The sequence below is a fragment of the Rhodococcus sp. NPDC060086 genome (assembly GCF_042730275.1).
In the GTDB taxonomy this organism is placed as follows: domain Bacteria; phylum Actinomycetota; class Actinomycetes; order Mycobacteriales; family Mycobacteriaceae; genus Rhodococcus.
In genome coordinates this window covers 67,584-94,343 of the sequence record NZ_JBHWWZ010000019.1, presented here as the reverse complement: position 1 = coordinate 94,343, position 26,760 = coordinate 67,584, and the positions used below count along the sequence as shown (strand labels likewise).

The following is a 26,760-nucleotide window of genomic DNA, read 5'->3' as shown; positions in this document are numbered from 1 at the left end:
CACGCTCCAGCGTGGATCCCCGACCCTTTGTTCGTGTTGTTCCGTCCGTCAGAAGCGGGGGTGATCTCCCACGAGCAGCGCACGGTCACCGTCGGCGTCCTGCGCCTTGCGGACCGTTCCCAGGGTCCAGCTCTCGATGTGCCGGGCCGTGAGCACCGCAAGGGCACGGTCGACGTCCTCCGGCGCGACGATCGCGACCATGCCGACGCCCATGTTGAAGGTCTTCTCCATCTCCACGCGCTCGACCCGGCCACGCTGAGCGATCATCCCGAACACGGGCGCCGGGCTCCAGGTGGTGCGGTCGAGCTCCGCAACGAGGCCCTTCGGCATCACGCGTGCCAGGTTCCCCGCGAGTCCACCACCGGTGACGTGACAGAAGGTGCGCACCTCCGTCTCGGCGGCGAGAGCCAGGCAGTCCTTCGCGTAGATCCGCGTCGGCTCGAGCAGTTCCTCACCGAGCGAGCGGCTGAACTCGTCGACGTGCGCCGTCAGGCTCATCTTGCCGATCTCGAGCAGCACCTTGCGCGCCAGGGAGTATCCGTTGGAATGCAGACCCGACGACCGCATCGCGATCACGACGTCGCCCGGGCGGACGCGGTCGGGTCCCAGGAGCTTGTCGGCCTCCACCACACCGATGCCCGTCGCCGACAGGTCGTAGTCGCCGTCGGCCATCACACCGGGGTGTTCTGCGGTCTCGCCACCGAGGAGGGCGCAGCCGGCCTGGACACAGCCCTCGGCGATACCCGCGACGATCTCGGCGACACGCTCGGGCACGACGCGCCCGACGGCAATGTAGTCCTGCAGGAACAGCGGCTCGGCACCGCACACCACCAGGTCGTCGACGACCATGGCCACCAGGTCGAGACCGACGGTGTCGTGCTTGTCCAATGCCTGCGCCACCGCGAGCTTCGTGCCGACGCCGTCGGTGGACGCGGCGAGGAGGGGTTCCTTGTAGTCGCCCTTGAGTGCGAACAGGCCCGCGAAGCCCCCGAGACCTCCGAGCACCTCCGGTCGTGTGGCCCTCTTCGCGTGCGGGGCGAACAGTTCGACGGCCTTGTCGCCTGCCTCGATGTCCACGCCTGCCGCTGCGTAGGAAGCTCCGGGGGTTGTCTCCTCGGTCATGGGTTGTCGGCTCCAGCCTCGAGTTGTGAATAAGGTTGTCAGTTGCGTGACGGCACGTTCGTGACCGAAATGCAGGGTGGCCGGCGTCCGTCAGAACGCATGCGAAAGCGGGCCCGACTGAGCCGACCGCGCACTCACGGTACCGGAACGGGGTTTACGGGCGACTCAGAACGTCCGCGTTGGCGTTGTCCAAGACCGTCGGCGTATCGGATTCCGTATCGACGATCCCCTCGAGGACACCCTTGCCGATCGCGTGCCCAGTGGGCAACGCGATCGGGTAATGACCGTCGAAACACGCTGCGCACAGTCGCGAGGAGGGCTGCTCGGTCGCGCCGACCATTCCGTCGATCGAGATGTAGCCGAGCGAATCCGCGCCGATCGACCGGCGCACCATCTCGACCATCTCGTCGTAGTCGTGCTCGTCGACCTTCGTGTCGCGGTGGCCGCCACCGTTCGCGATGAGCTCGGCGGGCGACGCGAAGTCGATGCCGTAGAAACACGGCCACTTCACCGGTGCCGACGCGATCCGGACGTGGATCTCGAGCGCCCCGGCCTCCCGCAGCATGCGGATCAGCGCGCGTTGCGTGTTACCACGCACGATCGAATCGTCCACGACGACGAGCCGCTTGCCTCGGATGACCTCGCGCAGCGGGTTCAGCTTGAGCCGGATACCCAGCTGACGGATCGTCTGGCTCGGCTGGATGAAGGTACGGCCCACGTAGGCGTTCTTCATCAGACCCTGTCCGTACGGCAGACCCGAGCCCTGGGCGTAGCCCACCGCGGCGGGAGTACCGGATTCGGGGACCGGAATCACGAGGTCGCCGTCGACGGGATGTTCCTTGGCGAGTCGCCGGCCGATCTCGACGCGGGTCGCGTGCACCGAGCGACCGCTGATCGTCGAGTCCGGGCGCGCCAGATACACGTATTCGAAGACGCAGCCCTTCGGTTCGGGCGCTGCGAAACGAGACGAACGGACACCATCCGCGTCGATCGCCAGCAGCTCACCGGGCTCGATGTCGCGAACGAACGAAGCACCGACGATGTCGAGCGCTGCAGTCTCGCTCGCGACGACCCAGCCACGATCGAGGCGGCCCAGGCACAGCGGCCGGATACCCCAGGGGTCGCGCGCCGCGTAGAGGGTGTGCTCGTCCATGAAGGTCAGGCAGAATGCGCCACGAAGGCTCGGCAGCAACTTCAGCGCTGCTTCCTCGATCGTGCTGTCGGCCGCCGCATGGGCCAGCAGCGCACCGACGAGGTCGGAATCCGAGGTCGCGGCTCCGGAGCGGACGGAGTCGAACACCCCCAGCTCGCGGCCCTTCTGTGCAAGCTCGGCGGTGTTGACGAGGTTTCCGTTGTGGCCGAGGGCCACGCCCATGCCTGCCGCGGTGGTGCGGAAGATCGGCTGCGCGTTTTCCCACGTCGTCGACCCGGTGGTCGAGTAACGGCAGTGGCCGACGGCGATGTGGCCGGGCATCGCGGCGAGGGTCTGCTCGTCGAAGACCTGGCTCACCAGGCCCAGATCCTTGAACACGAGGACCTGCGCACCGTCGGAGACGGCGATGCCCGCGGCCTCCTGGCCGCGGTGCTGAAGCGCGTACAACCCGTAGTACGTGAGTTTCGCCACGTCCTCGCCGGGAGCCCAGACACCGAAGACGCCGCACTCTTCGCGCGGCTCGTTCTCGGGTTCGTCCGGGGTGAGAAGATTGCGTGTGTGAACCGACAGATCGGCACTGGTCACCGGGGTGCTCCCTGGGGCTGGACAAAATCGGGGCAGCTCCATTCTACGTGTCGTCCGGGACGTCCCCGACCACACACCCGAACGAGCCCGCCGATCAGAGCCGTAGCAGCGGTAGCCAGTGCGCGATCTCCCCTGCCCGCGCACCCGACGCATCCACCCCTCCCGTGCCCACCGCGTCGTCGAACACCTCGAGTCCCACGACGAGACGCAGCCACGTGCGGGGGTCCGTCTCCACGACATTGGGGGGCGTCCCACGCGTATGCCGCGGGCCTTCGATGCACTGCACCGCCACGAACGGAGGCACCCGCACCTCGACACTCGAACCAGGCGCGATCTGCTCGAGGGTGCGCGCACTGAGCCGCACCGCCGCAGCGAGGTCCGCCCTCGGTGGCTTCTCGTCGCTACTGCCCGACACCCACGGCCCGACGCGCAGGAGTGCCTCACGGAGATCGGCGGGATCGACGGTCTTGCGGGGGGCCATGGCCGTCCAGCTTAATTCGCTGGGCGGTACCGGCCGGTACCGGTCCCGACCGTCGCGACCCGCACCGCGACCGCTCCCCCGACGTTGATCGCAAGATGAGCCAGTGCCGGCGCGAGAACGCTGCCGCTCTCCCTTCGCAACCACGCGAGAGCCAAGCCCGACAGGCCCGTGACGACCACCGTCGTCGCGACGCCGTCGCCGACGGCGATGGCGGGGCGCACGTGCCACAGCCCGAACGCCACGGCCTGAGGTACCGGTCCGACGAGGGCCGTCAGCGCACCCCGGAAGAGCAATTCTTCGGCGAGGACTGTGCCGACCGGAATGTGCAGGCCGATCCATTCGTAGAAGTCCTCGCGCCTGCCCCGTTCGTCGTCGACGAAGTGGGCACGCAGCGCCGGAACGGACAGCGCGACGACGTAGCCGGCCCCGATGGCTCCTGCCGCGGCGGCTCCCCACCGCAGGCCTGCCCGCAGCCGCGACACATCGAGACCGAGAGCATGACGATCGAGACCCGACGCGCGGGTCAACGCCACCGCGCCGACTCCCGCACCGAGCGCGAGCAGCGCGCGGCCCCGCGGCCCGACGGGGGCTGCGGGCAGGACCGCCCCGAGCGCCACCACAGCAACGGCAGCGACCGGCCCGCGCCACATCGCGACGCTCATTTCTCCGGCCCCTGCGTGTTGCGCAGCGCCTCCAACGCTATCCGGATCCGTTCGGTGTCGGTGTCGGTCCATCCCTCGGGTTGCGTCACCGCGACCCATCCGTCGAGCACAGTGGTGCCGTAGTTGTGTCCGTGCCCGTCCGGCACCCCCGCCGCGTTCGTCAGATCGGCCGAGACCTGCCAGAACGTGACGAACGGGAACCAGCGCATCTGCGGCAGCCGGTCGGGTCCGGGCGGCTCCGAGAGCCAGTCGGGTCGCGTGAACAGCAGGTCGGGTGACCACCACACCACCGGGTCCGACGCATGCTGGATGTACAGCACGCGCGGCGACAACCACGGGGTGTCGGGAACGTAGATGTCTTCGCGGCTGTCCGCGAACCGGACGACGAGTCCGTCGGCATAGACCGGATCGACCTCGGTACTGCCCGGGTCGCGGCGTTCGACGAGTTGACCCCACAGCCGATTCGAATTCGGCGGACCAGCCCACAGCACACCGTCGACGGTCTCGCGGATATCGGCGAGGTTGTCGAAAGCGCCCTCACCCGACTGGGTTCCGAGGCTCTCGCCGTAGACGAACAGTTCGGGACGATCGGCCTCGGGGAGCTCGAGCCAGCGCTGGTGCACGCGGTCGATCAGCATCTTCCCTGCGGCAGCAGCTTTTTCCTTGTCTGCAAGGAACGAGATCCAGCTCGGCAGGAACGAGTACTGCCACGCGACCATCGCGACATCGCCGTTGTGCACGAGTTCCATCGACTGCGCCGCCGTGGGATTGACCCAGCCGGTCCCCGTCGTGGGAATGAGCACCAGCACGGAACGGTCGAACGCACCGGTCCGCTCGAGCTCGTCGACGACGAGATCCACACGTTCCTCGGGTGTTTCGGCGGTGTCGAGCCCGACATAGACGCGAATGGGCTCCTGCGCGGGCTCACCGTTGATAGCAGTGAGTTCGTCGGCGTCCAGCCCCCGCGACACGAAGTTCCGGCCCTCGAATCCGAGCGTCTCCCACGGAGCGAACGATTCGGGGCTTCCGGATTTCGAGGGGTCGAGCGGTTGTATCGCCCCAGGTCGGGTGGTGTCGTCCTGGAGGCTGAACGCCGAGTTCGTGATCGCGTAGGCCACACGCAGGAGCACACCGTCGATGAGCATGAAGGTCGCGAGGACGACGAGCATCACCGCGAGAGTGCGGGCCAGACCCACCGGCATGCGTGTGCGGCGGACGAGGTGCCCGGAGATCCAGCGGCCGATGTCGCGCAGTCCGCGCCACAACGAGATCAGCAGCGCGGCAACGGCGAGGGCGAGCAGGCACGTCCGCAGGTAGCCGGAGGTGGTGGTGCCCTCTGCGTTCATGAGGGAGGCCAGCTGTCGTTGCTGGCCGGCGGCGAGCACGAGCGCGACCAGCGATGCGAGGATACCGGCGACGGGCACCGCCACCATGATCGCGCGTTCGACGGGCAGCGGTAGCGGCCACCATGACTGGCCCCGGAGCACGAATCGGGTGACGGCCCAGCCCACGACGCAGCCCAGCCCATACCCGATCGCGGCGTTGATCCCGCCGATGATTCCTTGGAACAGCCAGTCGCGCGGCAGCAGCGACGGCGACAGAGACCAGCAGAAGAACAGAGCGGCGAAGGCCACCCCGGTCGTATCGAGGCTGAGCCACCCCCACACCCGAGCGGTGAGGGGGTGGCGTTCACCGAAATCGGTGACTGCGGCGATGATCTGCCCTTGACGGGCTTCTATCGCTGCCAGCCTGTCGACCTGGGTAGCCGCCATACGGTTACCCGAACAGCGCCGGCAAGGTGCCTTCGTAAACCTCGCGGAGATCGCTCATGGGCACCGAGAAGTGTCCCTGAACCTCGATCGAGTCGGATCCTTCGTCGACGACACCGATCCGGACCCACGGCATGTTCCGTGCCGAGCACATACCCGTGAACCGGGATTCCTCGGTACGCGGGACCGCGACGAGAACACGACCCGTGGACTCGGAGAACAGCGTGACGAACGGATCTGCGCCCTCGGGCAGCAGGATCCGGCAACCCGTCTCGCCGGCGAGCGAGGCTTCGACAACCGCCTGGGCCAACCCACCCTCGGACAGGTCGTGGGCCGCGGAGACCAGCCCGTCGCGCGACGCGGCGAGGAGAATCTCCGACAGCAGGCGTTCCCGCTCGAGGTCGACCTTCGGCGGCACACCGCCGAGGTGGTCGTGTTCGACCTGCGCCCAGATGGATCCGTCGAACTCGTCGTGGGTCTCCCCCAGCAGGATCAGCGTCTCGCCGGGCTCGAGGCCCAGGCCGGTGGGGATACGACGGTGCACGTCGTCGATCACACCGAGGACCGCGACGACGGGCGTCGGCAGGATCGGCGTGGAACCGGTCTGGTTGTAGAAGCTGACGTTGCCGCCCGTCACCGGGATGCCCAGCTGCGCGCAGCCGTCGGCGAGACCGCGCACGGCCTGCTGGAACTGCCACATCACACCGGGATCCTCCGGCGACCCGAAGTTCAGGCAGTTGGACACGGCCTTCGGGGTGGCACCGGTGGTAGCGACGTTGCGGTACGCCTCGGCGAGCGCGAGCTGCGCACCCGCGTACGGATCGAGCTGCGTGTAGCGGCCCGACGCATCGGTGGCCAGCGCGATACCGCGACCGGTCTCCTCGTCGACACGGACCACACCGGCATCGGCGTGCTCGGCCAGCACGGTGTTGCCACGCACATAGCGGTCGTACTGCTCGGTGATCCACTTGCGGCTGCACAACGCAGGCGACGCGAGAAGCTTCAGCAACGTGGCCTTCAGCTCGTCGTCGGTCTCCGGGCGCTTCAGTTTTGCAGTGGTATCGGCGATCAGCGCGTCCTGCGTGTCGGGACGCTGCACCGGACGCTCGTAGACCGGCCCCTCGTGCGCGACCGTGCGCGGCGGCACGTCGACGACGGTCTCGCCGTGCCACGTGATGACGAGACGTTCCCCGTCGGTGACCGCACCGATGTCGGTGGCGAGCACATCCCACTTCTTGCACACAGCCATGAACGCGTCGACGTTCTCGGGCGCCACGACCGCACACATGCGTTCCTGCGACTCCGACGAGAGAACCTCGGCCGGGGTCATGCCCGTCGCGCGCGTCGGGACACGCTCGAGGTAGATGTGCATGCCGCCGTCGCCGGCCGCGGCGAGCTCCGACGTCGCGCAGGACAGCCCGGCACCGCCGAGGTCCTGGATGCCGACGACGAGCTTCTCGCGGTACAGGTCGAGGCAGCACTCGATGAGTACCTTCTCGGTGAACGGGTCTCCGACCTGCACACTCGGCAGCTTCTTCGGGCGGCCACCGCCCTCGCTGTCGTCGAACGTCTCGGACGCGAGAACCGACACGCCACCGATCCCGTCGAGTCCGGTGCGGGCACCGAACAGGATGATCCGGTTACCGGTACCCGACGCGAACGCGAGATGCAGATCCTCGACGCGCATCGCGCCGGCGCACAGCGCGTTGACGAGCGGATTTCCCTGATAGGAGGCGTCGAACACGGTCTCGCCGCCCACGTTGGGCAGGCCGAGGGAGTTGCCGTAACCACCGACACCGCGCACGACACCGTCGACGACGCGCCGGGTGTCGGGGTGGTCGACCGCGCCGAACCGCAACTGGTCCATGACCGCGATCGGTCGAGCACCCATCGCCATGATGTCGCGGACGATGCCGCCGACACCCGTCGCAGCACCCTGATAGGGCTCGACGTAGGAGGGGTGGTTGTGGGATTCGACCTTGAAGGTGACGGCCCAGCCGTCGCCGATGTCGACGACGCCTGCGTTCTCGCCGATGCCCGCAAGCATCGACGAACGCATCTCGTCGGTGGTGGTTTCACCGAAGTACTTCAGGTGCACCTTCGACGACTTGTACGAGCAGTGCTCGGACCACATCACCGAGTACATCGCCAGCTCGGCGTCCGTGGGGCGCCGCCCCAGGATCTCCGTGATGCGGGTGTACTCGTCTTCCTTCAGCCCCAGCTCCCGATAGGGCTGAGCGACATCGGGGGTTTCGGCGGCGTGGGTGACGGTATCCACGTGCGATGACACTGGGCGTCGGGTCCCTTCACTCTGGGATCGAGAAACAGCAGGATCGAAAACAGCAGGCCGGGCGGGCACTGCCGGGAGCCAGTCTATCGGGGAGTCGGTCTCTCCGGCGTTTCCGGTGCCGCGGCGGTGTCGGGAACCGCGTCGCTGCCCTGGCCGGCGGGCGCAGTCGCACGGTGTTCGACGGGTGCGGTCGCACGGTGTTCGACGGGTGCGGTCGCACGGTGTTCGACGGGTGCAGAGGCAGGGTCTTCGACGGGCGCGGAAGCCCCGGGGACGACGAGTCCGCCCAGGTCCACGGTCACCTCGTTCCCGACCGCTGTCAGCATCGGCGCACCGCTGTGCTCACCGTCGTACCGATACCAGCCGGAGTCCAGGGTGAACACCGCGATCACCGGCGGACCGGTGAGATCGACGATCCAGTACTGCGGGATGCCCGCCTCGGCATACTCCGAGAACTTCGTGACCCGGTCGGCGCGGGCGGTGCCGTCGACGGTGACCTCGAGTACCAACCGCACCTCGGAGGACGGAGCTCGATCGGGATCCGCGTCGACGAGTGCCCGGTCGACCACGATGGCGTCGGGGACGCGCACCGTGAGCGGGTCCGTCAGCACCAGAACCTCCACCCCGCCGAGCACGCACAGGCCGTCGGGGAGCTGCTCGTCGAGTTGCAGCGCGAGCGCGAGCGCCGCGTGGTCGTGCGCCGGCCCGGGTCGCGGCGACACGGCCAGCACCCCCTCACAGAGCTCCACGTGGAAGCGGTCGTACTCGGGAAGATCCACCCACTCGTCGAGGCCGAGCAGGTGGTCGGGGAAGGACGGGCCATTCACCTCGACACCCCCGATCGCGAGTCGGACTGGACGCCCTCAGTCTGGCATCGGTCGGCGCGCCGGTCTCAGGAATGAAGCAAGCCCGGTATCAAGAACGAGACAAGCGCGGTGTCAGAAATGCGGCTAGTGCATCCGCATACGTCGTCACATCCGCCGCACCCATCAACTCTCGCGCCGAGTGCATCGCGAGCTGCGGCGCACCGACGTCGACGGTGGTCATGCCCGTTCGAGACGCGGTGATCGGGCCGATCGTCGAACCACACGGCAGATCCGCCCGGTGGACGTACCGCTGCAGGGGGACACCGGCCTGCTCGCACGCGAGCGCGAATGCACCGGCCCCCTCCGCGTCGGTTGCATACCGCAAATTCTGGTTGACCTTGAGCACCGGTCCGCCGCCCACCGCGATCCGGTGGGCGGGTTCGTGCCGGTCCGGATAGTTCGGATGCGTCGCGTGTGCCATGTCGCCCGACGCGACGATCGACCCCGCCAGGGCACGCAGAAACTCGTCGCGACCGCCGCCGCGCACCAGCACGATGCGCTCGAGGACGGTATTCAGCAGATCGGAGAAGGCCCCGCGATCGGACATGCTGCCGACCTCCTCGTGGTCGAACAGGGCCAGCACGGGTATCGGCCCGGCATGCTCGGCCACGTGCCGGGTGGCGGCGAGCAGCGCCTGCTGGCCCGCGTAACACGTGGCCTGGTTGTCCAGTCGCGGTGCGCTGACCAGATCTCCGTCTGCGCCGACGAGCGAACTCGGTGCCAGGTCGTGCGTCATGAGTTCCCAACCGAGGACCGCGGAGGCATCGACGCCGCTCTGCTCCGCGAGATATGCGATGAACGATCGTGGTTCGTTACCGATCCCCCACACACCGTTGACGTGGCGCTGCGGATCGAGTTGCACTCCCTTCCTGTCCTCCGACAGGTGGATGGCGAGCTGCGGTACACGCAGCACGGGCTTGTCGACGCGCACGAGCACGTCCTCGGTGGTGTGCCCGGAGCGGACCGTGAACCGTCCGGACACCCCGAGGTCCCGGTCGAGCCACGAATTGAGCCACGCCCCGCCGTACGGTTCGAGGCCGACGAGCTGCCACCCCGCCGACGCGAGATCCGGGTGCTGTTTGACCCGCAGATTCGGGCTGTCGGTGTGTCCCCCGACGATGCGGAAGGGCCGGGCGGGGCTCGTGTCGTCGCCCTCGGTGCTCCACGCGATGAGCGAGCCGCCCCGGATCACGTAGTACCGGCCCGGTTCGACCGGCCAGCCGGTGGTTTCGTCGAGTTCGGTGAACCCGTTGTCGGTCAGCGTTGCCGCAACCGTCGCGCACACGTGGAACGGTGAGGGCGACAGGTCGACGAAATTACACAGACCCTGGGCATCGGCATGCGTGATCGAAGGCATGCACAGCATCTTCGCACTCGCCGCTGCGCTCAGCTCCCCGACACCGCTGCGCTCAGCGCCCCGACACCGCTGCGCTCAGCGCCCCGACACCGCCGGGTGGGCCTGCCCCACACTCACCGTGACGATGTCCTGGTAGAACGCCACATAGCCGCGAAGCCGGGCTACCTGCTGCATCGGCTCCTCGTAGCTCCAGCACAGCGACTGCTCGCCGTCACCGTCGAAACGCCAGTACGTGGCCTCACCCTTGAACGGACACCGCGACCCGGCCTCCTCGGCCCGTGTCAGGTCCACCACGACGTCCGCGCGCGGAAAATAGAACACCAGACCGTGGTCCTGCTCGTCGACGAGCAACGAACCCGTGGTCTCGGCGAGGCGTACTCCGTCCAAGGTCGCACGTACCACGTTGCGGCGTGCGTGGATATCGACCCGATAATCGGGCCTGGCCGCGAAGCCCGTGGTGCTCTGCGGGCGCGTCTCGGCGTCGTGCACAGTCATCGGCACTCTCCTGTTCGGTATTCCTGAGGTCTCACAACCGCGCGCTTGCAGGTATCGCGGAATGGTCGGCCTGCAGCGGCCGGATCATCGCTTCCTGGGTGAACGACGCGAGTAGTTCCCCACTTTCGGTGTGTACCTGGCCGCGCACGTAGGACATACCGCCACCCACCTGGGTGCTCTCGTGCGAGTAGAGCAGCCATCCGTCCCATCGGACGGGTTCGTGGAACGCGACCGCAACCGTCATGATCCCGGTCGAGATCGTCCGATGAGCCTGACTCGTTCCCACCCCGTCGTGTGCCCGCATGGTCGCGGAAACCGACAGGTGCCCGGTGAAGTGCGCAATGAGCGCCTTGGCCAGGTCGGTACGCGTCGGGATCGGGTCGTAATGCAGCCAGGCATAGAGTTCGGGTGGCCCGACCTCTTCGGGGCTGCGGACATCGACGACGTCGACGACCCGCAACTCCCGTCCGGTCATAGGCATGTCGTTCAGATGGGCTTCGGCAGGCGGGGCGACCTCGGGTCGGGGCGCGTGGTGGCGGATGACGTCCGGGGTCGGAAGGTCCGCGAGAATCGATACCATCGCGTGACGTCGACCGTTCTGGCAGACCGCCACATTCGCACTCACCATGGTGCGTCCCGCGTGAATGACATCGATGTCGAAATCGACCGGCTCATCCGCATCGACCGCGCGCGAGAAGATCGCCCGCGCTGATCGGATCTCCTTGTCGGGAAATCGTTTCGCCACTGCAACGATCGACTGGGCGAGCAGCTGGGTGCCATCGACCACACGTCGTCCTCCTCCGTCGCTCTCCCCGGTGAAGCTGTTCTCCCCCGTCGGCGTCACGTCGAAGATGCGCAGCATGCGATCCACCGAAGATTCTTCGGGCACAGGTGCTTCGCCTGACGTCGCAGGAGTGGAGTGAGCTGTACCGGGAGATGACATTTACCGGTCCTTCGTGAGGGGATCGGGGACAATGCGCTACAGCGTACGTCCGCGCGACCCGAACTGTGGATACCCAAACTTTTGCGTATTCCTACTCACGACAAGATCGGCCCAGTCCGGCACACTTGTGCTCGGCGCCGCCGGAGGGGGATGACGGAGGCGCCGGCTCGGGAATCGATCGGGGGGTTGAATTCCGGGTGCATACGGACGAGGGACCTCATAGCCGATCGGGACGGCGACGGGGTCCCTCGTTTCGTTTCCGAACGCAAAGTCCCCGCCGTCCTGGTGGACGGCGGGGACTTCGGAAGAACAGGAATCAGGCGTTCACAACGGCATCGAGAACGCTGTAGAACATGCCGAGCCCGTCGTCGCTCGGACCGGTGAGCGCTTCGGTGGCATGCTCGGGGTGCGGCATGAGACCCACCACGCGGCCGTTCGCCGAGGAGATACCGGCGATGCCGCGCTGCGAACCGTTCGGATTGTCGCCCGAGTAGCGGAACACGACGCGCCCTTCGCCTTCGAGCTCGTCGAGGACCTGCTCGGACGCCTGGTAGCGACCCTCACCCGACTTGAGCGGTACGAGGATCTCGGCGCCCGACTCGTATCGCGACGTCCACGCGGTGTTACCGGCCTCGACCTTCAGCCACTGGTCGCGGCAGATGAAGTGCAGACCGGCGTTGCGGGTGAGTGCGCCCGGCAGCAGACCGGCCTCGCACAGCACCTGGAAGCCGTTGCAGATGCCGAGGACGGGCATGCCGCCCTGCGCGGCTTCGACGACCTTGCCCATCACCGGAGCGAACCGGGCGATGGCGCCGCAGCGCAGGTAGTCGCCGTAGGAGAATCCGCCGGGCACGATGACCGCGTCGACGTTCTTCAGGTCGGCGTCGCCGTGCCACAAGCTCACGGCCTCACCACCGGCGAGCTTCACGGCGCGGGATGCATCGACGTCGTCGAGCGTTCCCGGGAACGTGATGACTCCGATGCGGGCGCTCATGCCTCACCGTCGATTCGACGGACCGTCCAGTCCTCGATCACGGTGTTCGCGAGGAGACCCTCGGCGATCTTCTCGAGCTCGGCATCCTCGACGCTGCCGTCGATCTCCAGCTCGAACCGCTTTCCCTGACGGACATCGGTCACGCCCGCGAAGCCCAGCCGCGACAGCGCCCCGACAATGGCCTGGCCCTGGGGGTCGAGAATCTCGGCCTTGGGCATGACTTCGACGACGACACGCGCCACGTGCTGCTCCTCGGTAGTAGTGCTGGTGTCCGGAGACGGATACCGGACACGCTGCAGTTTACCGGCCCACGCGCAGCGGTCGAGCCCGGCATACTCGGACCCATGCGACTCACGCACTTCGGACACTCCTGCATCCTGCTCGAACACAACGACACCACGATCCTGTTCGACCCAGGCAACTTCTCGCACGGCTTCGAAGGGATCACCGGGCTCGACGCCGTCCTCGTCACCCACCAGCACCCCGACCACGCCGACCCGGCACGACTCCCCGCCCTGCTCGAGGCCAACCCGGGCGCCGCACTGTTCTCGGACCCGCAGTCGGCATCGATGCTCGACGGGGACTGGTCGGCGGTGCGTCCCGGCGACACGTTCACCGTCGGCAACCTCACCGTCCGCGGCACCGGTGGACGCCACGCGGTGATCCACCCCGAGCTGCCGGTGATCGACAACACCGCCTACCTCGTCGGCGACGACGAGAACCCGGCACGCCTACTTCATCCGGGCGATTCGCTCTACATCCCGCACGAGAAGGTCGATGTGCTCGCGCTGCCGTCCGCTGCTCCCTGGCTGAAGATCTGGGAGTCCGTCGACTATCTGCGGGCGATCAACCCCCGGGTGGCGGTGCCGATCCACCAGGGCATCATCACCGACCAGGCCAACGGGATCTTCTACGGCCGGTACTCCGAGATGGCACCCGAGGGCACCGAGTTCCGGGTGCTGAAGCACGAGGACGACCAAGAGGTCTGATCACCGGGCGGTCTGATCACCGGGCGGCGCGACCCGCCGCCCGGCCCGAGAAGATGCAGCCGCCGAGGAACGTACCTTCGAGTGCCCGGTAGCCGTGGACGCCGCCGCCACCGAAGCCCGCGACCTCACCCGCGGCGAACAGCCCGTCGAACACCGACCCGTCGGCTTTGCGCACCCGCGACGACAGGTCGGTCTCGAGCCCGCCGAGCGTCTTGCGGGTGAGCAGGTGCAGTTTGACGGCGATGAGCGGCCCGGCCTTGGGGTCGAGGATGCGGTGCGGCGACGCGATCCTCGCGATCCGGTCCGGTTTGTAGGCTCGGGCCGCACGCAACGCCGCGACCTGCAGGTCCTTCGTGTACTTGTTGGCGATCTCGCGGTCGCGGGCCTCGATCGTCGACCGCACCGTCGCGTAGTCGAGCGGCGCATCGGGGCTGAGTTCGTTCATGCCTGCGACGAGGTCGGCAAGATTGTCGCGCACCACGAAGTCGACGCCACGCTCCTTGAACGCCTCCACCGGTCCGGGGGCACCGGACTTGATGCGTTGCAGAAGCAGGCCGATATCGCGCCCGGTCAGGTCGGGGTTCTGCTCCGAGCCGGAGAGCCCGAACTCTTTCTCGATGATCTTCTGGTCGAGCACGAACCACGTGTGGTCGTGGCCGGTTTTCACGATGTACTCGAGCGTGCCGAGGGTGTCGAACCCGGGGAACAGCGGCACCGGGAGCCGTTTGCCGGTTGCGTCGAGCCACAGCGAGGACGGTCCGGGCAGGATGCGGATGCCGTGGTTCGGCCATACGGGGTCGTAGTTGGTGATGCCCTCGGTGTAGTGCCACATGCGGTCGCGGTTGACGACGTTGCCGCCTGCGTTCTCGGTGATCTCGAGCATTCTGCCGTCGACGTGCGCGGGTACCCCGGTGAGCATGTGCTTCGGCGGCTCCCCCAGCCGCTTCGGCCAGTTCTTCTTCACGAGGTCGTAGTTGCCCCCGATGCCGCCGGAGGTGACGATCACGGATCCCGCCGAGAACTCGAAGTCGCCGACCGCGGTGCGCGACGACTTCACTCCGCGCGCGGCCGTGGTCGGTTCGAGGACCGTGCCGCGCACACCGGTGACCGCGCCACCCGTCACCACCAGCTCGTCCACCTGATGCCGGTGCTTCAGCGTGACCAGTCCGCGGTCGACACCGTCGCGCACCTTCCGCGCGAAGACCTCGACGAGTGCCGGACCTGTCCCCCACGTGATGTGGAAGCGTGGAACGGAATTGCCGTGGCCGCCGGCGTCGTAACCGCCCCGTTCGGCCCAATTGACCATCGGGAAGATCTTCAGGCCCCGCTCCCGGAGCCAGGCGTACTTCTCCCCCGCCGCGAACTCGACGTAGGCCTGCGCCCAGCGGCGGGGCCAGCGGTCCTCGTCGTCACGGTCGAACCCGGCGGTACCCATCCAATCCTGGAGGGCCAATTCGTACGAGTCCTTGATCCCGAGGCGACGCTGATCGGGGCTGTCGATGAAGAACAACCCGCCGAACGACCAGAAGGCCTGCCCGCCGAGATTGTTCGAATTCTCCTGATCGACGAGCAGCACCTTGCGGCCCGCGTCGATCAACTCCCCCGTAGCGACCAACCCTGCGAGACCCGCGCCCACCACGATCACGTCTGCATCCATGGACGGAAAGCCTACCGACCGGTAGCGCCCAGCGGGAGGCGAGTCCGATGATCTCGCCCAGCAGAGCTCAGGCAGCGCTGCGGTCGAATACGGTGCGCTGCCAACGGTAGACGGCAGGCTCGGCGCCGTGGTGCAGTGCGATGTCGACCGCGTCGAGCATCGCCTGTCGCGGCCCCGGCTTCGCAAGGTGCGCACCGGAGATCGCGACGCGCAGCAGTTCGCCGCGCCGGGCGACGCGTCCCGCTCCGATCACCATCGCGCGACACCACCACGGTTCGGTTTTCGCGCCGTCGCCGATCCCGTACACGCGGGATTTGACGACGGTGTCGCGTTCGAGATCGCGAATACCCGCGACGTCGGCCATCAGACGGAAACCGGTCTGCGGGAGCGCGGCGAGCGCACCCGACGACGCGAGCCAGCGCGGCGGCGCGAACAGGCGGGTGCGCAGCCCGGTCTCCTCGAGCACACGATCGGCTGCGAGCAGACGCAGACGGGCCTCGTGTTCGGGTAGCGATGCGAACTCGGCGCGACGTCGCTTGGTGGCGGCCTGGTCGTATCCGTGCAGCACGATCGCGTCGCCGCCTTCACGGCGTTCGAGTAGCCACTCCTGGGTCTCCGGATCGTTGATCAGGCGGTAGTGGTCCTTGAGTCTCGGTGCCACGAACAACGACAGCGGCACTCCGCGTGTGTCCATCTCCCGCGCGAAACCGTCGATGACATCGCGCGTGGCGTCCCGGATCCCCGACACCGACACGATCAGCTGTCCGCTCATGTCTTTCACGATGCACCACAGGGGTGAACGGAAACCGTCGGGGGCTTGAAAAGCGGCACAACATGCACTCCGAGGTCGGCATACTCGAGCTCATGACCGACGAACCTCGAGTGGACTGGGATCCGCGATCCGACGCAGTACAGGCGAACCAGGTCGCGGCGTACGACGAGATGCGCGGCCGGTGCCCCGTCGCGCACAGTGCGTATCGCAACTGGACGGTGTTCCGGCACTCCGACACCGTGCGGATTCTCGACGACCCCGACACGTTCAGCAACGCCGTGTCGTCGCACTTGTCGGTTCCCAACGGCATGGATCCGCCCGAGCACACCCCGTTCCGAGCAATCAACGACCGGTATTTCACGCCCGAGAGAATGGCGGCGTTCGAACCCGCGTGCCGGGAGGTGTCGCGGAACCTGGTCGACGCGCTCGGCGGCGGTGAGGTCGAGATCGTCGCGGCGCTCGCCGAACCGTTCGCGAACCACATCCAGTGCAGCTTCATGGGTTGGCCCGAGCGTCTCCACGAACCTCTGCGGGACTGGACCCGCAAGAACCGGGAGGCGACGCGCGCACTCGACCGCGCGGCCATGTCGGCGATCGCCCTCGAGTTCGACGGGTATATCCGTGAGCAGCTCGGCGAGCGACGCACCGCCGGACGGAACGCCCCCCGCGACGTCACGACCGATCTCCTCGCCGAGCAGGTCGACGGACGACCGTTGTCCGATGCCGAACTGGTCTCGCTCATCCGTAACTGGACGGTCGGGGAACTGAGCACGATCGCGTCGTGTGTCGGCATCCTCGTGTCGTTCCTGGCGTCGAATCCGGATATTCAACGTCATCTCCGCGCGGAGCCCGATCGCATCGGTGCCGCGTGCGACGAGATCCTGCGCATGCAGGCACCGCTGATCGCAAACCGCCGTCGCACGACACGGGAGGTGACGATCGCGGGCCGGACGATCCCGGCTGACGAACGCGTCATGGTGCTGTGGGCCTCGGCGAACCGCGACGAGGATGTCTTCGGTGACCCCGACGAGTTCCGTCTCGACCGCACTCCGGCCGACAACCTGCTCTACGGTCGCGGGATCCATTACTGCCCGGGCGCACCGCTGGCGCGGCTCGAATTGACAGTTCTGATCGAGGAGCTACTCGCCGCCACCGAATCCATCGATGCCGTCCAGGGAGCGACACCGACATACGCCGCATATCCGGCGGGCGGGTTCACGTCGGTTCCTGTGTCACTTCAGCGGAGGTGAGTGAGGGAGGTCTCGAAGGCCGGGACCGGTGCAGCCCGCATCTGTCCGAGGGGTCTACTTTTCGGGCGTGACGAACCGGCATCCGACGTTCCCCAGCCTGCTCTCGCCCGGCACCATCGGCCCCCTCGCCCTGGACAACCGGGTCGTGATGCCCGCGATGGATATGAACCTATGCGAGGACGGTGAGATCGAAAAGGGCGACATCGACCATTTCGTCGCCCGCGCCGCGGGTGGAACCGGGCTGATCATCACCGGATGCTGCGCGGTCGCGTACCCGGCCGGGTGCGCCAGCACGAAGGAACCCGGCCTGTCCGAGGACCGGTTCATTCCGGGGCTCAAAGCGCTCGCGGACGCCGTGCACGATGCGGGAAGCAAGCTGTGTGTGCAGATGGTGCACCACGGCAAGGTCGCACGTATCGACACGCTCGAAGGTCGGCCGCAGCTGGTTCCGAGCATCCCCACACCGCCGAGCGACATGAGCGCGTTCGCCGACAACACCCCCGCCGAACTGAAGCGGATGGCCGGCATCACGGCAGGCAAACAGACCACCTACAACGAGGCCGACACGGAGGACCTCGCGTGGCTGGTCCGGATGTTCGCCGAGGCCGCAGGTCGTGTGAAGGCCGCCGGTGGCGATGCGGTCGAGATCCACGCCGCCCACAACTACGTTCTCGGCGCATTTCTGAGCCGGTACTCGAACCAGCGCACCGACGAGTACGGCGGGTCGCTGGAGAATCGGGCACGTTTGACGGTCGAGGTGATCCGCGCGGTCAAGGCCGAGGTCGGCGACAGCCTCGCCGTCATCGTGCGCCTCGCCGGGCAGGAATACGGCGAGTCGAACGGTCTCACCCTCGAGGAGTCCACGGCCGCGGCCGTCATGTGCGAGCAGGCCGGAGCCGACGCCATCCACGTCACCGGTACCGCGCTCAACGCCTTCGCGAACTTCACCGACGGCCCGCTTCCCGACAAGATCGGCTTCTACACGGACAACGCGTCGGCCATCAAGCGTGCGGTGTCCGTCCCCGTCATCACGGTGGGACGCATGTTGCCCGAGGTCGGCGAGAAGATGATCGCCGAGGGCCGCACCGACTTCGTGGCGATGGGTCGCCAGTTGCTGGCCGATGCCGACCTGGTGAACAAGCTCGAGTCGGGACGCACCGAGCAGGTCCGCCCGTGCATCAACTGCTACGTGTGCGTCCAGGAGAACTTCTGGGACGCCACCCCGATCTGTGCGGTCAACCCCACCTTGGGCAACGAAGCCCTCGTGCCGTTCGTACGAGGCGCGACGAGCAAGCACGTCGTGGTCATCGGAGCCGGACCGGGCGGCCTGGAGACGGCGCGAGTCGCAACCGAGCGCGGCCACCGGGTCACGGTCCTCGAGAAGGCCGACCGGCTCGGTGGAACGATGTGGTTCTCCAGCCTGACCACCCCCGACAACGAACGCATGCTGAAGTGGCAGACCCAGGAGATCGCCAGGCTCGGCATCGACGTGCGTCTGAACACCGAGGCGACAGCAGCGTCGGTGCGTGAGTTGAACCCGGACGTCGTGGTCGTGGCCACCGGCGCAGTGCGTGAACGACCGGCGATCCCCGGTGGCACCCTCCCCCACGTGCACACCGGCGACAGTATGCGCGCGCTGATGACGGGCACCGGCGACGTATCGGACCAGTCGCTCTTCCTGCGCGTGGCCGGCCGGCTCGGCAAGCTCGCCCGCATCACCACGAGCCCCGAGAAGATCCGCGTCCTCAGCCGCAAGTACCTGAAGTTCCTTCCGATGGCGAAGGACGTCGTGGTGATCGGCGGCTCTCTCGTCGGGCTCGAACTCGCGGAGTTCATGGCCGAACGCGGAAGCCGCGTCACGCTGCTCGCCGAGGGTCAGCAGCTCGGTGTTCCGATGGCGATGCCGCGCCGGTGGACCGCCGTCAAGCACGCGCGCGAGGTCGGCCTCGAGGTGCACCGCAACGCGACCGTGCACCGCATCACGCCGAAGACCGTGGAGTTCACCGTCGACGGCAAGAGCATGTCTGCGCCGGCGCGCATGGTGATCGTCGCGTCCGGTGTCTCTGCTGCGGCGCCGCTGGCCGATCAGCTCGCGGACTCCGGCCTCGACGTGCGGATCGTCGGCGACGCAGGCAGCGTCGACTACATCGAAGGCGCCATCCACACAGCGTGGAAGGTCGCGACCGCACTCTGACAGGTCCGGATACGCAACGGCCGCCGACATGGAAATGTCGGCGGCCGTTGTGCATGAAGCGTTGCACATCCGGATGTCAGGCGTCGGCGGTGTCCTGTTCGAGAGCGATGCCTGCAAACGTGTCGCGGTGTACGGCGTCGGTGAGCGGGCGTCCGGTGCGCCATCCGAACCGTTCGAGGTCGGGAACCTCTTGCAACGCGGTCACCGGCCCGACGCACAACCACGCGATGGGCCGCACCGGATCGGAGATTCCGACGAAATCGGAGAGGAAGGGCTCTTCGTAGAACGACACCCAGCCCACGCCGAGTCCCTCCGCGGTCGCGGCGAGCCAGAGATTCTGGATCGCCAGCACCGCGGAGAACAAGCCGGATTCGTCGATCGTGTGGCGGCCGAGGATGTGCTTGCCGCCGCGCTCCGGGTCGTAGGTGACGACGATGCCCGTGCCCGATTCGACGATGCCCTCGACCTTGATCGGGTCGAAGGTGCCCTTACGGTCCTCCGGCAACGAGTCGGCGAAAGCCTGGCGGCATCCGGCCACATGCGCGGCGAACTGTTCGAGGCGCTGCGTGTCCTGCACAACCACGAAGTCCCAGGGCTGAGTGTTGCCGACGCTCGGTGCGTGGTGTGCGGCCCCGAGGACGCGCCACAGCACGTCTTCGGAGAGCACGTCCCCGCTGAACTCGGCGCGCACGTCTCGGCGCATGCGGATGATGTCGTACAGCGCGTCGCGCGCGTCGGTGGAAAACATGTCTCTGGTGCTCTGTTCTCGTGCTGTGTCGATCGGAATCAGGGTCGATCGGAATCAGGCCGGAAGGATCTCTTCGAGCGCGTCGATCACTTCGGGTGCGTCGGGCTCGGTGCGGGGACGGAAGCGGTTCACGACGGTGCCGTCGGGCGCGATCAGGAACTTCTCGAAGTTCCACTGGATGTCGCCGGCTTCACCGCTGGCGTCGGCCTGCTTCGTGAGCTCGGCGTACAGCGGATGCCGGTTCTCACCGTTGACCTCGATCTTCTCGAGCAGCGGGAACGTGACGCCGTAGGTCGTGGAGCAGAACTCCTGGATCTCCTCGGCGGTGCCGGGTTCCTGACCCATGAACTGGTTGCACGGGACACCGATGACGAACAGGCCCCGGTCCGCGTAATCCTTCGCGAGCTGCTCGAGCACGGTGTACTGCGGTGTCAGCCCGCACTTGGAAGCAACATTGACGACGAGCAGCGCGTGGCCGTCGTACGCGCCGAGGCTGGTGGGCTCACCCGAGAGGGTGTTGATAGCGATGTTCTGCAGAGGCGTGGTCATACGACCAAGCTAGCGTGCCTGCCGTCACCACCCCGGAACGGCAGCGTCCGGCCGGTTCCCCTCCCACCCGGGGAACGGGGAACCGGCCGGACCTTCGGGTCGGTGGTACTAGACCGACACCTTCTCCAGCCGTGACGGCTCTGCTGCCGGTTCGGGCATGCCGTGGTCGTCGCCGAGCGAGTTCTCGTCGAACGGCAGCCGGCCCGACAGCACCTCGTCGACGCGCTCGCGGTCGACCGAGCGGGTCCACGTGCCGATCAACAGCGTCGCGACGGCGTTGCCGGAGAAGTTGGTGACCGCGCGCGCCTCCGACATGAATCGGTCGACACCCACGATCAGCCCGACACCGTCGAGCAGATCCGGACGGTGACTCTGAAGGCCACCCGCGAGCGTCGCCAGGCCCGCGCCGGTGACCCCGGCCGCGCCCTTCGATGCGATCACCATGAACAACAGCAGCGACAACTGCTCCGACAGAGTGAGCGGGCTGCCCATGGCGTCGGCGACGAACAGCGCGGCCATCGTCAGGTAGATCGCGGTTCCGTCGAGGTTGAACGAGTAGCCCGTGGGCACCACGACACCGACGGTGGTGCGCTCGACCCCGAGGTGCTCCATCTTGGCGATCAGTCGCGGCAATGCCGATTCCGACGACGACGTCGCGAAGATCAGCAGGTATTCGCGGGCGAGATAGCGGACGAGTTTGAACACCGACACTCCTGCCACGGCCTTGAGCAGCGAGCCGAGCACGCCGAACACGAACACCAGGCACGTGAGGTAGAAGGCGAGCATCAGGGCGCCCAACTGCACCACAGCGCTCAGTCCCGTCTGACCGACGACATTGGCGATCGCACCGAACGCGCCGATCGGGGCGAGCCACAAGATCATGGTGAGGATCTTGAAGACGAGCTTCTGGACATGCGCGATACCGCGCAGAATCGGCTCACCGGACTTCCCGATGCCCTGGATCGCGAATCCGACGAGCAACGCCACGAACAAGGTCTGCAGCACGCTGCCCGCGGTGAGAGCGGACAGCAGCGATGTGGGGATGATCGAGGAGATGAAATCGGCGGTGCCGCCTGCGGCGTGCGCCTGCTCGGCGAGTGCGGCACCCGAGCCTGTGGTCTCCGGGTCCAGCGTCAGACCGGAACCCGGATCGAGAAGGTTGCCGACGCCGAGACCGATCGCGAGAGCGACCGTCGACATCCCGATGAAGTAGACGAGGGCGAGACCGCCGATGCGCCCGACGCTGGCAGCAGCACGCACTGATCCGATGCCGAGCACGATGGTGCAGAAGATCACCGGGCTGATCATCATCTTGATGAGATCGACGAACATCGTGCCGAGTACGCCGAGCGACTTGCCCGCCTCGGGTGCCAGCCATCCGACGGCCACACCCGCGACCACCGCGACGATGACGCCGATGTACAACCAGTGGGTGCGATCGCGGCGTTTCGCCCCGCGCGTGGTGATACTCATGTGTGCCCTTCACGTTGTGGTGCAGCGTCGGCGACGAACCTGCTCGAATCGAGGTTCCACCGGCATCGGGTCGGGTGACCGAGGTCACGCGCACTAGGAACATGGTGGAGTGAACGGCGGTGTCAGCAGAAGATTGCGTGCATTGTGTTCACGGGGAACGTGCGCGTGAACACTCGGAGAATTCGCGCGGCGGGAGGTCGAGATGCGGTCGGTACGAGATCGCGGACGTCCGCTGAGCGTCGCGCGGCAGCTGCTGATCCTGCAGCTGGTGGTGTTCACGGTGATGGCCGTCGTAGCGGGAATCCTGTTCGTACTCGACGAACGCCGCGAGGCCGACGACGCGACCGCACGCGAAGTGACGGAGATCGCCGACACCTTCGCGCAGTTTCCCGAGGTCGCTCAGGGGATCGCCGCGAGCGACGCCGACGGTGACCTACAGGTGCGGGCCGAGAAGGTGCGCACGTCGACCGGAGTCGATTTCGTAGTGGTGATGGGCAGGGACGAGATCCGGTTGACCCATCCCACCCGCGAGGAGATCGGGCGACCGTACACAGGTCACACAGAACCGGCCCGTGCCGGTGAGACGTTCACCGAGACGTACACGGGCTCGCTCGGACCATCGATCCGGGCTGTCGCACCCGTGTACGACGAGGCGGACGACCTCGTCGGCTTCGTGTCCGTCGGGGTGACACGCACACGCATCTGGCAAGAATTCGTCACGGGGTTACCCACGATCCTCGGGGTGGTCGCGGCCGGAGTTGCAGTGTCGGCAGCCGGGGCGTACCTCATCGCACGGCGGTTCCGGCGGCAGACGCTGGGCCTCGACGCGCGGCAGCTCCGCACTCTCTACGAGCATCACGACGCGGTGCTGCATTCGATCGGCGAAGGGCTCCTCGTGCTCGACACCGAGTCACCCACACCGCGGATCGAGGTCGTCAACGACGAGGCGCGGCGACTACTCGATCTGCAGCGTGCGGGTCCGGTCCCGTTCGACGCGTTGCCTGCCACGCTCCGCGACGCGGTGACCCGCCACGACGTGCGGGACGAAATCCATGTGACCGTGGACCGCGTGCTCCTGGTCAACAGTGATGCGGTGCGGTGGGACGGGCGAACGCTCGGGACGGTCGTGACACTGCGGGACCACACGGAATTGCGAGGGGTGCTCGGTGAACTCGACGCGGTGAAAAGTCTCGCCGAATCGCTGCGCGCGCAGGCCCACGAATCCGCCAACCGTCTGCACACGATCATCACGATGGTCGAACTCGGCAGAACCACCGAAGCGGTCGCATTCGCGACCGACGAGCTCGCGATGTCGCAGGCACTCATCGATCGTCTCACCTCGTCCGTGCGCGAACCGGCGCTCGTTGCGCTGCTGCTCGGCAAGACCGCGGACGCTTCCGACCGCGGCGTGGAGCTGACGATCACCGAGGACACGGCGCTCGAGTCCACCCCACCGATGAGCACTCGCGACCTGGTGACGCTCGTGGGCAACCTCGTCGACAACGCGATCGATGCCGCGCGCACGTCGGAGGAACAGTGGGTCGAGGTGGGGATACGGCAGGATGAAAGCACCATGATCATCGAAGTCGCCGACAGCGGACCGGGCATGTCCGCGGAGACACTGGCCCGAGCGACCACACGCGGTTATTCCACGAAATCGGATCACCACGGTCTCGGTCTGGCGCTCGTCAACGGACTCGTGGGCAGGTACCGGGGAGCCCTGCGCACCGAGCCGTCTCTCGGCTCGATGGTGGTCGTAGAGATTCCGCTCGGTCGCGCCGAGCCCGGAGAAGGCGCATGATTCGCGTGCTGATCGTCGAGGACGAACCTCTTATCGCGCAGGCGCATCGCGAATACCTCGCTCGTATACCAGGTTTCACTGTCGCCGGGGTGGCTCATACCGGACAGGATGCACTGCGCGCCGTGGCCACCGCAGCCCACGCCGGCAATCCGGTCGAGCTGGTGCTCCTCGATATCGGGCTACCCGATACCAGCGGACTCGATATCGCGGCCGCTCTCAGCGTGTTCCACCCGAGTCCCGACATCATCGCCGTGACCTCGGCGCGCGAACTCGAGGTGGTACGCACCGCTGTCGCCCGCGGAATCGTGCTGTATCTGCTCAAACCCTTCACGTTCGCTGCCCTGCGCGACAAGCTCGAACATTACGTGGCCTACCGCGAGGCACTCGACGGCGCGGGGAAAGCCGCCGGCCAGCACGAAATCGACCGCGCGATGGCTGCCCTGCGGACATCGGACTCACGCGCGTCGAGCCCGAAAGGCATCGCACCCGCGACACTCGACCGGATCGTCGGCTTCCTCCGTGAAGCCGACGAGCCGTGCACCGCCGCACAGGTGGGTGCGGGGATCGGGGTGTCGCGGGTGACGGCGTGGCGCTATCTCGAACGTCTTGCCGACGACGGCGCGCTCGTGCGGCTCACCGAGTACGGCCGGGCCGGCAGGCCGCAGGTGCGCTACGCCCGACGGACGTGACGCGTCAGCGTGTACCGCTGAACTCCACGACCGTCGAGCCCCAGCCGATCGCTCCGAATCGCGTTGTTCCACAGCCTGATTCCGATATCAGAGCGGACAGCTCGGCCTCGGTGCGCTGCCCCGCTCCGTGGAGGCACAGTTTCAGGAGGTCTGCCTCGGTGTCGTGGTCGTCCGTGGTGTTCGGGTCGAGCAGATCGGTCACCAGCACGACCCGGCGCGCGGACGCACCGAGCGCCGCGATCAGCATTCGCGCGTCGGCGTCGGGATGGCAGTCGACCATCTCGACCGCAACGGCCAGGTCGACGGGCGCTGAGAGGGCAGTGAACTCGCTGCCGTCGATACGCTTGATCGCACCCCGGCGCGACTCCGCTACATCGCCCAGATTCCTGGTGTTCTGCGCTGGCAGTCCCACCAGGGAGATCTCGAGTTCCGGCAGGACCCGGGCGAGGTGGTCGGCGTATACGCCTGCGCCCTCTCCGTAGATCGCGACGGTACGTACGCCGTCGAGATCGACCGCATCGGGTAGGGCCGGCGCGCGGTAGACGGATCCGGACGCGACCTCCTCGTGGAAGCCGTCCACGAACCCGGGATCCTTCTGTTTGTCGGCGAAGCTGTGACCTGCCGCGGCTGCCCCGGTCCGAACCGACTCGAGCAACCCGAGGAACGCCATGTCGAGGCGGGTATGAATCTTCTCGAAGTGCAGGGCCTGACTGGCGAACGCGTCCTGATCGGCCAGGAGCGATCCCATCTCGGTGAGCGCGAAGTGCCCCTCGTCCACCGAGACCAGGTCCATCAGCACGAGATGACGCAGCAGTTTCGCCGTCGCACCGGGATGGGTCCCGCACTCGGCGGCGACAGCTTCCGCCGTGTCGGCGCCGCCGTCGATCGCCTCGAACAACCCGACGGTGACCGCCGTCCTGATCACCAACGGTGGCAGCAATTCCGACATCTCGTGCAGTTGCTCGTTGGGGTCGATCTCGACATCCGCAGCATCTACCGGTGATCCCGGGTCTGCCTGCGTGACCTCACGGTGACGCCAGTAGCCGGCGATCTCCACGAACTGCTTGGCGATCTCCTTGTCCAGCTTCGCCCAGCGCCGCAGCGGCTTGATCGTCAGCGTCTCGCCTGCGACCCACAGGTAGGGCTGCCCCGGCCTCCACTGCGCTGTCTTCACCGTCTCGACCAACCGCGACTCACCGTCGTTCTCGGAGCGGAACAGCCACGTCACGTCCAGGGGCGCCTCACATTTCAGCTCCTGCCGATGCGACGGTTCGGCCACCTCGATCACCACCGTCGCGGGCAGATCGGACGGGAGCTGCTCGAGGCAGTGCGCAATCGCGGGCAGCGCCGTCTCGTCACCGGCGATCAGCATCCAGTCGACGCCTGCGGGAAGACCCGCCGAGTGCTTCGGCCCTGCCATGAGGACCTTCTCCCCCGGCTGCACGCGATTCGCCCAGTCGGCGGCCAGCCCACCCTCGTGCATCGCGAAATCGATTGCCATCTCGCGGGTGTCCTCGTCGAAGGAACGCACCGTGTAGGTCCGGGCGTACTGGAACGATCCCGACGGCCACTCGACGGCTCCGCTCTCGGAGTTCCGTGGCACCTCGAACGGCAGTTCTCCGGTCCGGGGGTCGACCGGCAACAGCTTGACGTCGTCGTCGAAACCGCTGGTCCGCACCGCAGGCAACTGAACACCGTCTCGAACATGACCGTCCATCGACGGACCGCCGACCGTCACCCGGCGCATGCCGGGGGTGACGTCCTCGACTCGGAGGATGTCCACCTCTCGGATACAGATCGGAAATACCTCGAGCTCACGGACGGTCCCTGCCATCGATAGGCCTTTCTCCAAGACAGACGTACGCAATCAGTTTCCTGCAGGTCTCACTTCGTGCCGCCGCGTCGGTGACGGCGTTGCTGT

General features: G+C 67.1%; 23 protein-coding genes. 5 read left to right on the top strand and 18 right to left on the bottom strand.

Annotated elements, in window-relative coordinates:
- Nucleotides 1–48 precede the first annotated feature (48 nt).
- The 12 genes from purM to purS all read right to left on the bottom strand — a co-directional run bounded on the left by purM (nt 49) and on the right by purS (nt 12,959).
- Complete coding sequence (purM, locus tag ACFWB0_RS13420; protein ID WP_378490934.1) at nt 49–1,122, bottom strand: phosphoribosylformylglycinamidine cyclo-ligase; 1,074 nt, start codon at nt 1,120–1,122, stop codon at nt 49–51.
- Between the two features lie 154 nt (nt 1,123–1,276).
- Nucleotides 1,277–2,860, bottom strand: a complete 1,584-nt coding sequence (gene purF / locus ACFWB0_RS13415) for an amidophosphoribosyltransferase (RefSeq protein ID WP_378490933.1) — start codon at nt 2,858–2,860, stop codon at nt 1,277–1,279.
- A gap of 94 nt (nt 2,861–2,954) precedes the next feature.
- On the bottom strand, nt 2,955–3,341 hold the full coding sequence (locus ACFWB0_RS13410; protein ID WP_378490932.1) for a sterol carrier family protein: 387 nt from the start codon (nt 3,339–3,341) through the stop codon (nt 2,955–2,957).
- 11 nt (nt 3,342–3,352) lie between these two features.
- On the bottom strand, nt 3,353–4,003 hold the full coding sequence (locus ACFWB0_RS13405) for a CPBP family intramembrane glutamic endopeptidase (protein ID WP_378490931.1): 651 nt from the start codon (nt 4,001–4,003) through the stop codon (nt 3,353–3,355).
- Nucleotides 4,000–5,775, bottom strand: coding sequence for an alpha/beta hydrolase (locus ACFWB0_RS13400; RefSeq protein ID WP_378490930.1), 1,776 nt, complete (start codon nt 5,773–5,775; stop codon nt 4,000–4,002). The genes ACFWB0_RS13405 and ACFWB0_RS13400 overlap by 4 nt, the downstream gene beginning before the upstream one ends.
- Nucleotides 5,776–5,779: 4 nt before the next feature.
- Nucleotides 5,780–8,062, bottom strand: a complete 2,283-nt coding sequence (purL, locus tag ACFWB0_RS13395; RefSeq protein WP_378490929.1) for a phosphoribosylformylglycinamidine synthase subunit PurL — start codon at nt 8,060–8,062, stop codon at nt 5,780–5,782.
- A gap of 83 nt (nt 8,063–8,145) precedes the next feature.
- A complete protein-coding gene (locus ACFWB0_RS13390) occupies nt 8,146–8,889 on the bottom strand; it encodes a Uma2 family endonuclease (RefSeq protein WP_378490928.1) in 744 nt (247 codons plus the stop codon).
- A gap of 88 nt (nt 8,890–8,977) precedes the next feature.
- Entirely contained in the window at nt 8,978–10,285 is a 1,308-nt protein-coding gene (locus ACFWB0_RS13385) for a M18 family aminopeptidase (RefSeq protein WP_378490927.1), read from the bottom strand.
- Between the two features lie 75 nt (nt 10,286–10,360).
- Entirely contained in the window at nt 10,361–10,780 is a 420-nt protein-coding gene (locus tag ACFWB0_RS13380) for a DUF427 domain-containing protein (protein WP_378490926.1), read from the bottom strand.
- 31 nt (nt 10,781–10,811) lie between these two features.
- On the bottom strand, nt 10,812–11,642 hold the full coding sequence (locus tag ACFWB0_RS13375) for an acyl-CoA thioesterase (RefSeq protein ID WP_378490941.1): 831 nt from the start codon (nt 11,640–11,642) through the stop codon (nt 10,812–10,814).
- A gap of 397 nt (nt 11,643–12,039) precedes the next feature.
- Entirely contained in the window at nt 12,040–12,717 is a 678-nt protein-coding gene (gene purQ / locus ACFWB0_RS13370) for a phosphoribosylformylglycinamidine synthase subunit PurQ (protein WP_378490925.1), read from the bottom strand.
- The gene (gene purS, locus ACFWB0_RS13365) at nt 12,714–12,959 is read right to left on the bottom strand and encodes a phosphoribosylformylglycinamidine synthase subunit PurS (RefSeq protein WP_378490940.1); all 246 of its coding nucleotides are present in this window, start codon (nt 12,957–12,959) and stop codon (nt 12,714–12,716) included. The genes purQ and purS overlap by 4 nt, the downstream gene beginning before the upstream one ends.
- 102 nt (nt 12,960–13,061) lie before the next feature.
- Between purS and ACFWB0_RS13360 the strand changes: the two genes are divergently transcribed.
- Nucleotides 13,062–13,706 carry an MBL fold metallo-hydrolase gene (locus ACFWB0_RS13360; protein ID WP_378490924.1) on the top strand — a complete coding sequence of 215 codons (645 nt, stop codon included), beginning with the start codon at nt 13,062–13,064 and terminating at the stop codon, nt 13,704–13,706.
- Nucleotides 13,707–13,722: 16 nt separating this feature from the next.
- On the opposite strand, the gene ACFWB0_RS13355 is transcribed toward ACFWB0_RS13360, so the two are convergent.
- Together ACFWB0_RS13355 and ACFWB0_RS13350 are read right to left on the bottom strand one after the other, a co-directional pair.
- Nucleotides 13,723–15,363 carry an FAD-binding dehydrogenase gene (locus ACFWB0_RS13355; protein ID WP_378490923.1) on the bottom strand — a complete coding sequence of 547 codons (1,641 nt, stop codon included), beginning with the start codon at nt 15,361–15,363 and terminating at the stop codon, nt 13,723–13,725.
- A 67-nt stretch (nt 15,364–15,430) separates the two neighbouring features.
- Nucleotides 15,431–16,135: a DUF2334 domain-containing protein gene (locus ACFWB0_RS13350; RefSeq protein WP_378490922.1), complete on the bottom strand. Its 705-nt coding sequence runs from the start codon at nt 16,133–16,135 to the stop codon at nt 15,431–15,433.
- Between the two features lie 92 nt (nt 16,136–16,227).
- Between ACFWB0_RS13350 and ACFWB0_RS13345 the strand changes: the two genes are divergently transcribed.
- Together ACFWB0_RS13345 and ACFWB0_RS13340 are read left to right on the top strand one after the other, a co-directional pair.
- On the top strand, nt 16,228–17,385 hold the full coding sequence (locus ACFWB0_RS13345) for a cytochrome P450 (RefSeq protein ID WP_378490921.1): 1,158 nt from the start codon (nt 16,228–16,230) through the stop codon (nt 17,383–17,385).
- Between the two features lie 67 nt (nt 17,386–17,452).
- Nucleotides 17,453–19,579, top strand: coding sequence for an FAD-dependent oxidoreductase (locus tag ACFWB0_RS13340; RefSeq protein ID WP_378490920.1), 2,127 nt, complete (start codon nt 17,453–17,455; stop codon nt 19,577–19,579).
- A 76-nt stretch (nt 19,580–19,655) separates the two neighbouring features.
- Here ACFWB0_RS13340 and bluB read toward each other — a convergent pair whose 3' ends face one another.
- From bluB to ACFWB0_RS13325, 3 genes are all read right to left on the bottom strand, one after another.
- A complete protein-coding gene (gene bluB / locus ACFWB0_RS13335; RefSeq protein WP_378490919.1) occupies nt 19,656–20,327 on the bottom strand; it encodes a 5,6-dimethylbenzimidazole synthase in 672 nt (223 codons plus the stop codon).
- 54 nt (nt 20,328–20,381) lie between these two features.
- Nucleotides 20,382–20,876, bottom strand: a complete 495-nt coding sequence (locus ACFWB0_RS13330; RefSeq protein WP_378490918.1) for a glutathione peroxidase — start codon at nt 20,874–20,876, stop codon at nt 20,382–20,384.
- 108 nt (nt 20,877–20,984) lie between these two features.
- Nucleotides 20,985–22,349 carry a cation:dicarboxylate symporter family transporter gene (locus ACFWB0_RS13325; protein ID WP_378490917.1) on the bottom strand — a complete coding sequence of 455 codons (1,365 nt, stop codon included), beginning with the start codon at nt 22,347–22,349 and terminating at the stop codon, nt 20,985–20,987.
- A 202-nt stretch (nt 22,350–22,551) separates the two neighbouring features.
- On the opposite strand from ACFWB0_RS13325, the gene ACFWB0_RS13320 reads away from it, so the two are divergent.
- A complete protein-coding gene (locus ACFWB0_RS13320; protein ID WP_378490916.1) occupies nt 22,552–24,150 on the top strand; it encodes an ATP-binding protein in 1,599 nt (532 codons plus the stop codon).
- The gene (locus tag ACFWB0_RS13315) at nt 24,147–24,839 is read left to right on the top strand and encodes a response regulator (RefSeq protein WP_378490915.1); all 693 of its coding nucleotides are present in this window, start codon (nt 24,147–24,149) and stop codon (nt 24,837–24,839) included. The genes ACFWB0_RS13320 and ACFWB0_RS13315 overlap by 4 nt, the downstream gene beginning before the upstream one ends.
- Nucleotides 24,840–24,843: 4 nt before the next feature.
- Here the strand turns inward: ACFWB0_RS13315 and ACFWB0_RS13310 are convergent, their stop codons facing one another.
- A complete protein-coding gene (locus ACFWB0_RS13310) occupies nt 24,844–26,673 on the bottom strand; it encodes an SIP domain-containing protein (RefSeq protein WP_378490914.1) in 1,830 nt (609 codons plus the stop codon).
- Nucleotides 26,674–26,760 lie beyond the last annotated feature (87 nt).

What these genes read in the sequence shown, in the direction of transcription:
- purM (WP_378490934.1), bottom strand. Translation starts at nt 1,122, where the DNA reads ATGACCGAGGAGACAACCCCCGGAGCTTCCTACGCAGCGGCAGGCGTG.
- ACFWB0_RS13410 (WP_378490932.1), bottom strand. Translation starts at nt 3,341, where the DNA reads ATGGCCCCCCGCAAGACCGTCGATCCCGCCGATCTCCGTGAGGCACTC.
- ACFWB0_RS13405 (WP_378490931.1), bottom strand. Translation starts at nt 4,003, where the DNA reads ATGAGCGTCGCGATGTGGCGCGGGCCGGTCGCTGCCGTTGCTGTGGTG.
- ACFWB0_RS13400 (WP_378490930.1), bottom strand. Translation starts at nt 5,775, where the DNA reads ATGGCGGCTACCCAGGTCGACAGGCTGGCAGCGATAGAAGCCCGTCAA.
- ACFWB0_RS13385 (WP_378490927.1), bottom strand. Translation starts at nt 10,285, where the DNA reads ATGCCTTCGATCACGCATGCCGATGCCCAGGGTCTGTGTAATTTCGTC.
- ACFWB0_RS13380 (WP_378490926.1), bottom strand. Translation starts at nt 10,780, where the DNA reads ATGACTGTGCACGACGCCGAGACGCGCCCGCAGAGCACCACGGGCTTC.
- ACFWB0_RS13375 (WP_378490941.1), bottom strand. Translation starts at nt 11,642, where the DNA reads ATGCTGCGCATCTTCGACGTGACGCCGACGGGGGAGAACAGCTTCACC.
- purQ (WP_378490925.1), bottom strand. Translation starts at nt 12,717, where the DNA reads ATGAGCGCCCGCATCGGAGTCATCACGTTCCCGGGAACGCTCGACGAC.
- ACFWB0_RS13360 (WP_378490924.1), top strand. Translation starts at nt 13,062, where the DNA reads ATGCGACTCACGCACTTCGGACACTCCTGCATCCTGCTCGAACACAAC.
- ACFWB0_RS13355 (WP_378490923.1), bottom strand. Translation starts at nt 15,363, where the DNA reads ATGGATGCAGACGTGATCGTGGTGGGCGCGGGTCTCGCAGGGTTGGTC.
- ACFWB0_RS13350 (WP_378490922.1), bottom strand. Translation starts at nt 16,135, where the DNA reads ATGAGCGGACAGCTGATCGTGTCGGTGTCGGGGATCCGGGACGCCACG.
- ACFWB0_RS13345 (WP_378490921.1), top strand. Translation starts at nt 16,228, where the DNA reads ATGACCGACGAACCTCGAGTGGACTGGGATCCGCGATCCGACGCAGTA.
- bluB (WP_378490919.1), bottom strand. Translation starts at nt 20,327, where the DNA reads ATGTTTTCCACCGACGCGCGCGACGCGCTGTACGACATCATCCGCATG.
- ACFWB0_RS13330 (WP_378490918.1), bottom strand. Translation starts at nt 20,876, where the DNA reads ATGACCACGCCTCTGCAGAACATCGCTATCAACACCCTCTCGGGTGAG.
- ACFWB0_RS13325 (WP_378490917.1), bottom strand. Translation starts at nt 22,349, where the DNA reads ATGAGTATCACCACGCGCGGGGCGAAACGCCGCGATCGCACCCACTGG.
- ACFWB0_RS13320 (WP_378490916.1), top strand. Translation starts at nt 22,552, where the DNA reads ATGCGGTCGGTACGAGATCGCGGACGTCCGCTGAGCGTCGCGCGGCAG.
- ACFWB0_RS13315 (WP_378490915.1), top strand. Translation starts at nt 24,147, where the DNA reads ATGATTCGCGTGCTGATCGTCGAGGACGAACCTCTTATCGCGCAGGCG.
- ACFWB0_RS13310 (WP_378490914.1), bottom strand. Translation starts at nt 26,673, where the DNA reads ATGGCAGGGACCGTCCGTGAGCTCGAGGTATTTCCGATCTGTATCCGA.